Here is a 13757-nt window from a genome sequence, read left to right on the forward strand (position 1 = left end):
GTTCGTCGGCAAGTTTACACATTCCCGGTAGGAGCAGCCTTGTGCTGCGAAGAGGCCAGTACCCGCCACGAATTTCTGTGGTCTGGACCGGCCTCTTCGCAGCACAAGGCTGCTCCTACAGGGGGGCGTGCAAGCTCTGAATTTTGCGCAGTAAAAGTGGCTCGTTACCTGCCCAAGGACATCCCCAGAGGTGTGTTTCACGACATCGCCCGCTTCACCCCAGCTGGCGCGAAGGTAGGAGCAGCCTTGTGCTGCGAAGAGGCCAGTACCCGCCACGAATTTCTGTGGTCTGGACCGGCCTCTTCGCAGCACAAGGCTGCTCCTACAGGGGGCGTGCAAGCTCTGAATTTTGCGCAGTACTAGTGGGTCGTTACCTGCCCAAGGTCGTCCCCAGAGGTGTGTTCCACGACATCGCCCGCCTCACCCCAGCTGCCGCGAAGGTAGGAGCAGCCTTGTGCTGCGAAGAGGCCGGTACCCGCCACGAATTTCTGTGGTCTGGACCGGCCTCTTCGCAGCACAAGGCTGCTCCTACAGGGGGCGTGCAAGCTCTGAATTTTGCGCAGTACTAGTGGGTCGTCACCTGCCCAAGGTCATCCCCAGAGGTGTGTTTCAGGTCATCCGTGCGCAGCTTGGCGACATCGCCCGCCTTCACCGCCCCGCCCTGGTTGCCCCAGCTGGTACGAATGAAGCTCACCACATCAGCGACCTCCTGATCGCTCAGGCGCCAGCCAAACGCCGGCATGGTGAAGTTCGATGGGGCGGTGTGCGTCGCAGGCACCGTGCCACCGGCCAGCACCACATGGATAAGCGAGGTGGCATCAGCAGTCTGCACCACCGGGTTACCAGCCAGTGCCGGGAACACGCGGCTATAGCCATGGCCATCGGTGCGGTGGCACGCCGCGCAGTTGTCGATGTATACCGACGCCCCGCGCTTGCTGTCATCGCCGTTCCACAGCGCCTCGGCGACCTGCTTGTCATACGCATGCGGCTGGTCATCGGGGTTGCTGGGCGGCAGCGTTTTCAGGTACCGGGCAATGGCCGTCAGGTCAGCCTCGCTCATGTACTGCATGCTGTGCTCGACCACATCGCTCATGCCACCGAACACCGCACTGCGGTCGCTTCGGCCGGTCTTGAGAAACTGCACCAGCTGCGCTTCGCTCCAGCTGCCCAGGCCATCCTTGTGATCACCGCGCAGGCTCTTGGCAATCCAGCCTTCAAGCGGGGCGCTGCCTGCCAGAAACTGCTCGCCATCCTGCGGGCTCAGTGCCTTTTCCTGCATGGTCAGGGCGCGCGGGGTATGGCATGCGCCACAGTGCCCCAGCCCTTCGACCAGATAAGCACCGCGGTTGACGACCGGGTCGGTGGCAGCCGAGGCCTGCCAGGCCTTCACCTGCGGCGCGAACAACCCCCGCCAGATCGCCAACGGCCAGCGCATGCTCAACGGCCAGGGGATGTCCGTCGCCTTGTTCGGCTGCGCCACCGGCTCGACGCCCTGCATGAAGTAGGCATACAACGCGCGCATGTCGTCATCGCTGACGCGTGCATACGAGGGATACGGCATGGCCGGGTACAGCGTGCTGCCGTCCTTGCCGACGCCATGGCGCACGGCCTGGTCGAAGTCTTCGAAGCTGTAGTTGCCGATGCCGCTGGCATCAGGGGTGATATTGGTCGAGTAGACCGTGCCGATGGGGGTTTCCATGGGCAGCCCGCCGGCGAATGGCTTGCCGCCTTTGGCCGTGTGGCAGGCCACGCAGTCGCCCGCGCGCGCCAGGTACTCGCCTTGCTTGATTAACGCGCTGTCCGCCTGGGCTGAGAGGCTTGCACCGCACAGGATGGTGGCGATCAACAGTGTCTTCATGCTCATCGCTCCTCAAGCCTGAACCAGTGGGCCAGGGTTTTTCAGGTACTGCTCACGGATCGCCCGTGCAGACCAGTACGTCAATGCCGCGACCAAACCGGTCGGGTTGTAACCCAACCCCTGCGGGAATGCCGACGCCCCTGGGACGAAAACGTTATGGACGTCCCAGCTCTGCAGATAGCGGTTAAGCGCACTGGTCTTGGGGTCAGTGCCCATGATTGCGCCACCGTTGAGGTGGGTGGTCTGGTAGCTGGCAGTGTTGAAGTGTTCCTTGACCTTTTTGCCCAACACAGCAATGGACTTCGGGTTCATCGCCTGGGCGATCTTGCTGAGCTTGTCGACCATGAACTGGTTCATCTTGATGTCGTTTTCCTGCCAGTCGAAGGTCATGCGCAGCAACGGTTGGCCAAAGGCGTCCCGGTAGGTCGGGTCCAGGTCCAGGTAGTTGGCACGGTACGACTGGTGCGCGCCATGCGCGTCCATCGAAACCTGGTGGGTGTAGTAGTCGGCTGTGGCCTTCTTCCAGGCGCTGCCCCAGGTGGGGGTGCCGGGCGGGTTGGCGATACCGGCGATTGGGCGGCTGCCCGCCTGGTTGACCCACATGGGTGAACCACCGACAAAACCGTGCGGGCCGTGATCGAAGTTGTCAGCGTTGAAATCATCGATCGCAATGCCGTTACCGCCAGCACCGATGAAGTTGTTGGTGTAGGTGTCCTTGTCGAAGAACGCCTTGACCGTGCCCATGTTCTGGTACGCGAAGTTGCGCCCGACAACGCCTTCGTTCTTGACCGGGTCATAAGGCTTGCCGATGCCGGACAGCAGCATCAGGCGCACGTTGTTGAACTGGAAGGCTGCGAGAATCACCAGATCCGCCGGTTGCTCCACCTCCCGGCCTTGGGCGTCGATGTAGGTCACGCCCGTGGCTTTGCGCTTGCTGTCATCCAGGTTCACGCGCAGCACATGGGCATTGGCGCGCAGCTCGAAGTTCGGCACCTGGCGCAGCGCGGGCAGGATGTTCACGTTGGGCGAGGCTTTGGAGTACATGTAGCACACGTAGCCGCTGCAGAAGCCGCAGAAGTTGCACGGCCCCATCTGCGCGCCGTACGGGTTGGTGTAAGGGCCCGACGTGTTGGCCGAAGGCAGGTTGTACGGCTTGTAGCCGAGGCTGGTGGCGGCCTTCTCGAACAGTTTTGCCGACACCACATTTTTTTGTGCGGGCAGCGGGAACGGGTTGGAGCGATCAGGCGCATAGGGGTTGCCGCCCTTCCCTTCACCGACCACCGCGCCGTTGACGGTCCAGGCCTGGCCCGAGGTGCCGAACACCTTCTCGGCAAAATCGAAGTACGGCTCAAGCTCTTGGTAGGTGACGCCGAAGTCCTGGATGGTCATGCCTTCAGGGATGAACGCCTTGCCGTAGCGTTCTTCGTAATGGCTGCGCATGCGCAGCTCGATCGGGTCTACCCGAAAATGCACGCCGGACCAATGCAAGCCCGCACCGCCCACGCCCTTGCCTGGCAAGAAGGCGCCCAACTGACGGTTGGGCAGCGCAACGTCGTTGACGCTGTGACGGATAGTGACGGTCTCTTTCGACACATCGACGAACAGCTTCTTGCGCACGCTGTAGGTCAGCTCATCGATCACCTGCGGGTAGCTGCCCTCAGGGTAGGTGTCCTGCATTGGCCCGCGCTCCAGGGCGACCACCTGCAGCCCCGCCTCGGTCAATTCCTTGGCCATGATCGCGCCGGCCCAGCCGAAGCCCACGATCACGGCGTCTACTTTCTTCAACACATTCGCCATGCTTCAGGCCCTCTCGCCGCGGATCGACACTGCCGGGAACGGGTAAGGCTCGTTGCGCTCGACCCAGTCCATGAAGTCTGCCCGTGCACCGGGGAAGCCGATCTGGGTCCAGCCCACCATGCCTTTGTTGCCACCGTGAATCGGGTCGCAGAAGAACCCCTCGCGAGTGTTCTGTACCAGCAAGCTGAAAAACAGCTTGGCCGGCAGCGCGTCGAACACCAGCTCACCGGCTTCGACCTTGGCGAGAATGCGGTCTCGGGTAGCGCTATCTTGCGCAGCAAACACTTGGCCCGAGTTGGCTTTGCACCAGCCGTCCACGGCAGCGATGCCCAGTCGGTAGATTTGTTGCGGGCTGAGTTGCAGCTGGTAGCCCAATTCTGGTGGGGCGTCGGCGTTGAACGGCCCCTGCATGTACCACTGGGCGCCAGTGGCATAGGGGGTATTCATCTGGCGGTCGATGAACTCGGCGGCACCGGCTTCGAGCGCACCGGGGCCCAGTTCGTCCGCAGGGATGATGCGGGCCACGGCGGCTTGCACGAAGGCCCATTCTTCGGCGGTGAAAAAGGTTGGCTGATAATCGCCCGCCGGCGCAGCGACAGGCACCTTAGGCTCACGCACAGGTTCGGCCAACAGTTGGCTGGCACCCAGGCCCAGCCCGGTGCTGGCCACGGTGGCGACCGGTATCAAGGTCAAGGTCTTGCGCAGGAATTCCCGGCGCGGATTGTCTGGGGCATGCTCAGGCATTTCAAATCCTCATCAGCGGTAGGGGCGGCCTTGGTTTGCGCCATCTGATTTTTCAATGGGGTACTCGCGCAAGCGGGCGCGTGTAGAAGACAGCCGAATAATCTAGCGCGTTCAGAAATGTTTTGAAACCGGTTTCATTCTTGACTTTTTTGATGCTCCTTAAGCGCTAAGCCGCCGGCATGGGCATACCCAGCAAGACAATTTTCACATCTGCCTCACTTACTGCTGACATCCGCCTGCCTAAAGTGCGCGCACTCTCAAAGGATCCGAGCCTCAGGTTCGCATCCGTTGCCCGTGCTCACTGGAGTGACAGCATGCTGCATGGCGTCATCGACACCCCGCCGGCCCTTAAACTCGCCCGGCCCTACCGATTGCCCCGCGCCAAAGCGCAGCTGGTGGCGCTGTGCGTATCGCTCGCGCTGGTGGCTCTCGCTGCCTGGGCAGCAGCACGCCCTGCCCTTGCGGACCTTGGCAACCCGCGTACGCTGCACAGTAGCGGCCTGCACAGCGCCTGGTCCAAGGGCTCAGTCATTGTGGTAATTCGTCACGCCGAACGCTGCGACCGCTCACGCGGTGCCTGCCTGGACGACCCCACTGGTATTACCCTGGCGGGCAGCCGGGTATCCGCCGACGTCGGCCAGGGCCTGCAACGCCTTGGCCTGCGCAGCGCCGATGTGTGGGCCAGCCCGGAAGTGCGCACTCGGCAGACCGCGCAGTTCATGTTCGGCAAAGCCATCACCACCCAGGACTGGCTCAACCAGTGTGACCACACCTTCGCCAGCAATGCCTTCGCCCATAAGCAACCCGGCCGCAACCTGGTGCTGGTCAGCCACAGTGGCTGCCTGGAGCAGGTGGAACGCCAGCTCAACGTCGACACTGACGCGGATTCCAACCGCTATGCCAGCGCGCTGTTCATCACCCAGGGCGACGATGGTAAGGCCCGGGTGCTGGGCCAGATGGATGCCAGCCAGTGGCGCAAACTCGCTGATGCCCGGGAAATCTGACCATGCCTGTACCTTCACGCGCCGCCTTCTACCGCAACAACCTGCTGCTACCGCTGCTGCTGGCGGGCATCGTCTTCGTCGCCTTCGACCTGACCGAACTCGACCGCTGGATCAGCAACCTGCTGATCGACCCGGCCACCGGTCAATTTCCGCTGTTGCACAATCAATGGTTCGAAAAGGTCACCCACAAGTGGCCACGGGTATTACCGAACTGGACCGGTGAACTGGCCGTAATCGGCTCGCTGCTGTCGTTCGCCTGGCCGCGCCTGGCCAATCACCCGCAATGGGGCCTTACGCGGTGGCTGGAAACCGCCCGAATCGCGCCGGTATTGCGCTTCACCACCCACCACCGTCGCGACTTGTTGTTCGTAGTGGTCGCCTTCGCGCTGTGCACCACCGTCATCCATTACCTGAAAAGCCATACCAGCGTGTACTGCCCGGTGGAAACGACGCTGTACGGCGGCCAGCAGGCGCGGGTCGAGTGGTTCGAGCACTTCACCTGGCTGGACAAGGCCGGCGATGGCCGATGCTGGCCAGGCGGTCATGCGTCCAGTGGATTCACCTTGCTGGCCCTGTACTTCGTGGCGCTACGCCACCGCTGGATGCATGCGCGCAAGCTGCTGGTGGCGATCCTGTTGCTGGGGTTCGTCTACGGCACCACCCGCGTGCTGCAAGGCTGGCACTACATGTCCCACACCTTCTGGGCAGGGCTGTTCGTCTGGTTCACCACCTGGGCCACTGCCTTGCTGTTCTACGGCCGCCTGGCCTTGCAGGCGCCAAATCACAGCCCTGCAAGGCATTGTTCCCCAGTTCATTCGATCAGCTCACTACCCTTGCAAGGCCAGCTTTGCGCCGAGCAAGAGCCGAATCGAGATGCTTGAACACACCGTTCGCCTTGTTTACCTGCAACCAATTGTTTCTTAACAGAATAGAAATCGAACTTTCCTACACGTTTATAGGACGCTCAGTACTCACCCATGAATTGATTCCTCGTTAGTGTTCAGGCATCAGCTAAATGCTTGCGTCTGGCCACACGGTCGGCCCATGCCCAGTGCATACGCTGCCTGCCCAAACACGAGGACCAGGAATGTTCAGTGAGCCCGATGGCACTGGTAAAACAGTGCCCACCAACCAGCCAATCCTGCTTGAAGACGCGCGTGGGGAGCAGCCGTCGCATAGCCGTCCACCACCTGAAAGCCCCCCCACTGCGCAAGCTGTCGGCAATACCCTGGAGCCCGCAGGTACTCTCCGTCATCCCCGCCGAAGTTCTCGAGTCGCTCAACGTCATCTTGCAGCAGTAGCGAGCAAGTGCTCGTCATGACCGTACTCAGGCACTTTTGGGGGAATCCACATGCCTAGCCAATCCGATTTGCGCTTCACCTTCCAGCCGCTGGTTGGCCAGGTTGAGTTTGAAGTGGTTTCGTTCGAGCTCGACGAAGCGATCAGCACACCCTTCCAGTTAAACCTGGAGCTGGTCAGTTTCCAAGACGATGTCGATTTTGGCCAGCTGCTCGACAAACCGGTGCTGTTCACCCTCTGGCGGGGAGACCAGCCACTGCGCTACGTACACGGCCTGGTCAGCACCTTCAGCCAAGGTGAGACAAGCATTCACCGTACGCGTTACCGCGCCTTGGTCGAACCCACGCTGGCGCGTGCCGGGCTGCGCTCGAACTGGCGCATCTTCCAGAACAAAACCGCCCCGCAGATTCTTGAGCTCATGCTCAAGCGCCAAGGCATCCTTCATTTTGAGCTGCACAGCTGCGGTGACCATGCGGTACGGGAGTTCTGCGTGCAGGCCGGTGAAACCGACCTGGACTTCATCGCCCGCCTGGCGGCCGAAGAAGGCTTTATCTACCGCTTCGAGCACACACCCAAACACCACATGCTGGTCATTACTGATCGGTTGCTTTCGCTGGGTCAGATCAGCCAGGGTGGCAACAAGACCGGTGATGACGATGACATCGACCCCAACTTAGTGCTGTACCACGCCAATAGTGGGGGCGCTCAGGCAAAGCCTTGTCTACGCCGCCTAGCGCGATTATCTATTTTTATCTTAAGTACGGTTTACAACTTACGCGTTTGGAGATGCTGACCAGCCGTCACTTACTCATTCGCTTCAATCGAAAAACCCAACAGGTCCACCTCCATCGACCAAGTTATTGCGGCGGCATCGTAACTTTCCCCTGGAGAACAACCGGAAGCACAGGCCTGTATCCAAAGGACGACTCACTAAGCGTGGGCATGAGACTAGGTCTGGTCTGGCACCCCAGCCTTACCGGCCTCCCCCACATGGAAATGGCCCTGCTCGGCAAGCAAGGCCAAGGCGGCAGCGAGCTCCGTGACGAATGGGAGTTCATCCGCCGCTACATGGAAGAAGGCCCTCACGCCGTCCCCCGCCCCCGTCTGAGCACCCAACTGCCCTCGCCCATCCAGGCATTCAGCGCCCAATTCGAAGGCCTTGGCCGCTTCTTCCGTAAAAGCAGCTGGCTGTTCAAACTCGCCCTGCTCATGGTCTGGCCCGCTTTCGTCATTGTCGGCACCGCGCACTGGTTCAGCCTGCTGCTGTGCTGGCGACCACGCTGGCCGAAGGTGATCCGCGAGGCCGGCTTGCCCGGCAAACCAGTGCCTCCACCCACCACCTTGAGTGACTACCCGCCCGACATCCAGGAACGCCTACTCGCCAATGCCGACCGTTGGCAGCTAAAACCCGGCAAGCGCCCCGAGAAGAAACCACGGAAACCGCGTACGCCCAAAAAGCCGAAGGAGTTCGATTGATGTCATCCATGATCGACCTGCGCAGGTGTATCACTTCCAGCTACGGCTCCGAGCAACAGCCAACTGCATCTGAGCGACAGGAGGAGTTAGGCGCTCCATATTCGGCTCTCAGCGAGGTCTCAAATTGTATTTGATCGAATGGGGATTCTGGAAGGCATGCACTGAGTCAAAAGCTGCGCGCACGGCAGCTGATGCTGAGACAGTACCAACCCATAAGTATCTAGCTTGGGATCTGTACGAGAGTGACTTACGGGAGGGTGTTCATTTCAAATCGGTGAGTACTACTCCGCATTCGCGCGGCCCCGTATTTGCGTTCAATGACACCTCCATGGATATGCGCTGTGGCGGCTCGGAAGAGAAACGTGGAGTAATCACAATGATGACTCTCGGAGGCCTAGGCCCAATGACCTACGCATGGCTGCATATAACCTTTGGCTCCATTTACATCAACGCCACCCAAGCTGAGTTCCTTTCAGTGTTCTCTATTTTATTCAGCACATACATGCTGTCCATAGGCTGTGGGTTTTACTATATTTATGCTAAATATGGATTCCGCTTTACACGTCTAGAAATACTCACCAGTCGACACCTGCTTATCCGCTTCAATCGAAAAACTCAACAGGTTCATCTTCATCGACCTGCATACTGCGGGGGTATCGCGACGTTTCCATGGAAAACCACCGGAAGCACCGCTGTATCTCCTGAGGATGACTCACTCAGTCTCGGCATGAGACTCGGCTTGGTCTGGCACCCGAGCCATACCGGCCTCCCCCACATGGAAATGGCCTTCGTCGGCAAGCAAGGCCAAGGCGGCAGCGAGCTCCGCGACGAATGGGAGTTCATCCGCCGCTACATGGAAGAAGGCCCTCACGCCGTCCCCCGCCCCCGTCTGAGCACCCAACTGCCCTCGCCCATCCAGGCATTCAGCGCCCAATTCGAAGGCCTCGGCCGCTTCTTCCGCAAAAGCAGCTGGCTGTTCAAACTCGCCCTGCTCATGGTCTGGCCCGCTTTCGTCATTGTCGGCACCGCGCACTGGTTCAGCCTGCTGCTGTGCTGGCGACCGCGCTGGCCGAAAATGATCCGTGAGGCAGGTTTGCCCGGCAAACCAGTGCCATCCCCCACCACCTTGAGTGACTACCCACCCGACATCCAGGAACGCCTACTCGCCAATGCCGACCGTTGGCAGCTAAAACCCGGCAAGCGCCCCGAGAAAAAACCACGAAAACCGCGCACCTCCAAATCGCCAAAAACACCGACATAAAAGCGGGCTGCACAGGCAAGCGAGTGGGTCGCAACCACCGACCCAATTCCCCAATGCTGGGGGTACCGGGCCCATTGGCAAGCACCGTAAAAGAAACCCACGAAACGGCCGTATCCCCCGTTGTACAACGCCTGCGAGTCATTTATTTCGGTTTGGCACGCCTATTGCCGATCTCCTCCCAGACGCCCCAAGTCCATGGGCCCGTTTGCAGGAGGAATTGACTCATGCTCCGACCGATACCCCACCCGCTGGCAGTGGCGATTTTCGCCGGCATGCTCCAGATCCCGGCACAGGCTGCATTGAACGCTGTCGACCCCGGCCCCTACAACCTTGCCAATGGCAACTTTGCAGGCTGGTACCAGGACAGTCATGGTCGCACCCTCGACCTGTGCTTGACCAAAGCGGTGAGTTCAAGGGTCGCCGGTGCTCCCGGCGCGCCGGCGTACATGTGCACACTGCTACCCACCCCCGGCGTGTTCGACGACACCCAACCCATCGCCTTCCCCACCAACTTCCCTGACGAAGCCTTCTGGTTCACCGCCGACGCCGCCATCGTCGACGCTGCACGGGGCATCGACCTGAGCTACGGCACGGCCATCGAGGCAGCATTTGCCGCCGAAGAGCCCGTCGAAGGCGACCAGGTCAGCTTCGCCCGGGTGCGTATTCGCGTCGATGTGCCGACCGCAGGCACCTACGTGGTCACCCATCCCTACGGCGTCGAAGTCTTTGACGTACCGGCCGGTGGGCGCCGGGCGATCAACATGACCCGCGACATTGGCATCGCTGGCGCTGGCGACTTCAGCGGCGCACTCAAAGGCGATGTCGGGCCGTTCCTGCGCAGCGTCAATGGCCCCTACACCGAAGGCAGCGAGCGCTTCATCGGCGACCCGAACTTGGATGAGCGTGTGACCGGTAGCCCGTTCAACACCAACTTCGTGCGCATCGAAGGCCCGGGGGGCATCGACCTGCGGACCGAGCTGTTCTCGATCTCGGGCAAGCTTTCCGATGTTGCCCTGCCCACGCCGCTGATGCCGCAGCGCACCACCTACTCGCGGCGCACCGAGAATGGCGACCTGCACGCCCAGCAAGATGTCTTCGTCATGGCCCCGCCGCCACCGGCCGCCGTCACCCTGACCAGTCAGACACCAAACCTGAACCTGACCGAAGCCAACGGCACCGGTGCCTGGTACGCCCAGTCGGTACTCAACCCGAATGTGCCCACCACGCTGGTACTGACCGCCGACAACAGCGTGGCCATCCCGACCAGCAGCCTGACCACGGCCAACCTGCCACTGACCGACCTGGTGACCATCACTCAGGCTGAATACCACCTGTCCACCGGGCAACTGACGCTGGTCGCCAGCACCAGTGACGAAACCAGCCCGCCCGCCCTCACCGCCCACACCGGCAACGGCACGTTGCTGGGCAACCTCAGTGGCAACGGCGCGGTGAAGACATTGAGCACATCCCTTTCGCCCATCCCACCGGCCAAGGTGCAAGTCACCAGCGCCAATGGCGGTAGCGACAGCGAAGACGTGGTGCTGGTGCCATGAACAGACAAAGGCTCAGCCCTCAAGGAGGCAGCATGAACACTTGGCCACGCCGTGCGCTGTTCGCCGCCGGTTTCTCCCTCACTGTCACCAGCGCTGCCTTCGCCGCGCTGTCCGATGTCGACCCCGGGCCCTACACCTTCGCCACCGGCGGTTACCCGATGTGGTACAAGGACGGCAACGACCTGTCGCTTGAACTGTGCCAGTCACGCGCCACCAGTTCGCGGGTTGCCGGGGCGCCGGGTGCACCGTCCTACATGTGTACCTTGTTGCCGGAGCCGGGCATCTACGACGACGCCTTGCCCCTGGTGTTCCCCGACAACTGGCCACCCGAGATGTTCTGGTTCCTGGCCGAAGCCACCATCCCGGCAGTGGGCAACAGCGGTTATGAGCTGGACGCCTATGTCGCCGGCCTTGAGGCCGCCTTTGCTGCTGAAAACCCGGTGGATGGCGACCAGCAGAGCTTTGCCCGCATCCGCATCCGCGTCTCGGTACCCCGGGCCGGTGTCTACACCATTACCCACCCCTACGGTGTCGAGACGGTCAACGTCACCACCCCTGGCCGGCGCGCGATCAACATCACCCGTGACATCGGCATCGGTGCCCCCGGTAACTTCACCGGTGCGCTCAACGGTGCGCTTGGCCCATGGCTAAGAGGCGCTGGCGGGCCGTACCTGGAGGTCAACCCAGACACCGGCGCCACCGACACCTTCATTGGTGACCCGAACAGGCCCGAGACCGTGGTCGGCAGCCCGTTCAACACCAACTTCATCCGTATCGACGGCCCGCCCGGGCGCATCGAAACGTCGCTGTTCACGGTGTCTGGCAAGGTGCTCGACCAGCGTGCGCAAACGCCAGTGACCCTGGAGCGCGCCACCTACTCGCGCAACGGCTCCGGCACCCGTGTGGAGGTGTTCGCCAAGGCCCCGCATGACGCTAGTCTGTGCATGCGCAATGGCCTGGCACTGATCGGCACGCCGCCTTCGCCTTGCCAGTTCAACCTGCTGACAGACAACAACGGGCTGTTCTTCAGCCAGCAGTTCGGCCAGGCCGTGCCGCCCGCCGTGGTGGTGGTGACTGCCAGCAACAGCACTGCCGGCACCCAGCCGACCGCACTGTCGAGCAAGCTGACTGACGTGGTCAAGGTCAGCACCGCACGCTACGACTGGGCCAACAAGCGCCTGTTCATCGAGGCCCGCTCCAGCGACGAAGTGGCCATCCCCGACATGCTCGCCCAAGGCTATGGCCGGATGTCCAAATCGGGCACGTTGCAAAGCCTGACCGTGAATGACCTGGCACAGCCGCCGGCCACTGTCACCGTCAAGTCGGCCCATGGCGGCAGCGATGTGGAACCGGTGATCGTGGTCGGCAATGCGCCGGTCGAGGCCGCCAACCAACCGCCGCTGGCCCAGGCCGATGTCGGCAGCACCAGTGTCGGCATCCCGCTGACCCTCAACCTGCTGCTGAACGACAGCGACCCGGACGGCAACGTACCGCTGGCCATCAGCGACCTGACCCAACCCGGTACCGGCCTTGGCGGCGTCGTGCTCAACGGCACTACCTCGGTCACCTACACCCCACCCGCCGGTGCCACGCAACCGCTGGTGGCCACCTTCAACTACCGGGCGGTGGATGCCAAAGGCCTGAAGTCGGAACCGGCCACGGTGACCATCAACGTTGCCCCCAACCAAGCGCCGACGGCCAACCCGGAAACGGTCGCCACCCTGGGCGTGCCGCTGACCATCAACGTGCTGGCCAACGACACCGACCCGGAAGGCAACCTGCCGTTGACCGTTGCCGCCGTCACACAACCCGCTGCCGGCCGAGGCACCGTCAGCACCGATGGCACGACGGTGACCTACACCCCACCGGCCACGGTGACGGCGGCCTTTACCACCACCTTCACCTACCAGGTGCGTGACTCGCTGGGGGCGCTGTCCAACGCCGGTACTGTCACGGTCAACGTGTCGCCACGCCCAGCCGCCGAGACCTTCGCGGTCACCGCAGCCACGGTCACGGCACGCTCCAACAACCGGTACAACTGGGACATCAGCGGCACCTCGTCGGTGACCACCGGCAACGTTGTGACCGTACGTGTCACCACTACCACCGGCGTGCAAACCCTGGGCACCACTACCGTACCGGTCACCGGGCGCTGGCGCCTGGCGGTCAGCAACAGCACCACGGTGATCCCGACCGCCGCGCCGACGGCGACCATCACCACTAGCCCAGGGACCACACGCACCGTCAACGTCGTCGTGCAGTAGAAGGCGGGAGAACGCCATGAAATGCCTGTATCCACTGTTGCTCTGCCTGGCCCTGGCGGGCCAGGCCAGCTGGGCCGAGGACCTGATGGACAACGCCGACCTTGCGGCCGGCAATGACCTCGGCGACCCCGTGATCATCCGCCTGTTACCGGTCGGCGCCGGCCAGGCAGCGGTGATCGAGCAGCAAGGCACGGGCAACCGCGCCGCCCTCGACCAGAACGGCCAGGCCCTGCTGGGCCGCATCGTCCAGGCCGGGGGCGCGCAAGAGGCGTACATCCTGCAAGAAGGTAGTGACCTGATGGCCAGCATCAGCCAGCAGGGATATGGCAACAGCGCGTCGATCCGCCAGAGCGGCAGCAGCAACAGCGCTGCCATCGACCAGATCGGCAACAACAACAGCGCCAACATCGTGCAGTCCGGCACGGGCCTCAACAGCTCCGTGACCCAAGCCGGCAATGGCCAGCATGTTCAGATCACCCAATACCGATAGACCTGGAGGCA

Annotated in this window: 9 protein-coding genes and 2 pseudogenes; 8 read left to right on the forward strand and 3 right to left on the reverse strand. The window is 62.1% G+C overall.

Annotated features, from left to right (window positions below):
• Nucleotides 1-565: 565 nt before the first annotated feature.
• Genes D886_RS0107710 through D886_RS0107720 form a run of 3 tightly spaced genes read right to left on the reverse strand, consistent with a single transcriptional unit; the run spans nt 566 to nt 4399 of the window.
• Complete coding sequence (locus D886_RS0107710) at nt 566-1858, reverse strand: cytochrome c (RefSeq protein ID WP_027593352.1); 1293 nt, start codon at nt 1856-1858, stop codon at nt 566-568.
• A gap of 12 nt (nt 1859-1870) precedes the next feature.
• A complete protein-coding gene (locus D886_RS0107715) occupies nt 1871-3655 on the reverse strand; it encodes a GMC family oxidoreductase (protein WP_027593353.1) in 1785 nt (594 codons plus the stop codon).
• A gap of 3 nt (nt 3656-3658) precedes the next feature.
• Nucleotides 3659-4399, reverse strand: coding sequence for a gluconate 2-dehydrogenase subunit 3 family protein (locus D886_RS0107720; RefSeq protein ID WP_027593354.1), 741 nt, complete (start codon nt 4397-4399; stop codon nt 3659-3661).
• Nucleotides 4400-4713: 314 nt separating this feature from the next.
• Between D886_RS0107720 and D886_RS0107725 the strand changes: the two genes are divergently transcribed.
• The 8 genes and pseudogenes from D886_RS0107725 to D886_RS0107765 all read left to right on the forward strand — a co-directional run bounded on the left by D886_RS0107725 (nt 4714) and on the right by D886_RS0107765 (nt 13746).
• Nucleotides 4714-5403 carry a histidine phosphatase family protein gene (locus tag D886_RS0107725; RefSeq protein ID WP_027593355.1) on the forward strand — a complete coding sequence of 230 codons (690 nt, stop codon included), beginning with the start codon at nt 4714-4716 and terminating at the stop codon, nt 5401-5403.
• Nucleotides 5404-5405: 2 nt separating this feature from the next.
• Entirely contained in the window at nt 5406-6284 is an 879-nt protein-coding gene (locus D886_RS26820; RefSeq protein WP_081717468.1) for a phosphatase PAP2 family protein, read from the forward strand.
• Nucleotides 6285-6754: 470 nt separating this feature from the next.
• Nucleotides 6755-7435 (forward strand): annotated as a pseudogene (locus D886_RS0107740) (type VI secretion system Vgr family protein); the annotation flags it as partial.
• A gap of 2 nt (nt 7436-7437) precedes the next feature.
• Nucleotides 7438-8178, forward strand: a pseudogene (locus D886_RS0107745) (DUF6708 domain-containing protein); the annotation flags it as partial.
• 124 nt (nt 8179-8302) lie between these two features.
• A complete protein-coding gene (locus D886_RS27715) occupies nt 8303-9439 on the forward strand; it encodes a DUF6708 domain-containing protein (RefSeq protein ID WP_081717469.1) in 1137 nt (378 codons plus the stop codon).
• A gap of 224 nt (nt 9440-9663) precedes the next feature.
• On the forward strand, nt 9664-10992 hold the full coding sequence (locus D886_RS0107755) for a hypothetical protein (protein ID WP_027593360.1): 1329 nt from the start codon (nt 9664-9666) through the stop codon (nt 10990-10992).
• Nucleotides 10993-11024: 32 nt separating this feature from the next.
• Nucleotides 11025-13256, forward strand: coding sequence for an Ig-like domain-containing protein (locus D886_RS0107760; protein ID WP_027593361.1), 2232 nt, complete (start codon nt 11025-11027; stop codon nt 13254-13256).
• Nucleotides 13257-13272: 16 nt separating this feature from the next.
• Nucleotides 13273-13746 carry a curlin gene (locus D886_RS0107765; protein WP_027593362.1) on the forward strand — a complete coding sequence of 158 codons (474 nt, stop codon included), beginning with the start codon at nt 13273-13275 and terminating at the stop codon, nt 13744-13746.
• Nucleotides 13747-13757: the final 11 nt, after the last annotated feature.

The organism is Pseudomonas sp. LAIL14HWK12:I7 (genome assembly GCF_000483465.1).
Lineage (GTDB): Bacteria > Pseudomonadota > Gammaproteobacteria > Pseudomonadales > Pseudomonadaceae > Aquipseudomonas > Aquipseudomonas kermanshahensis.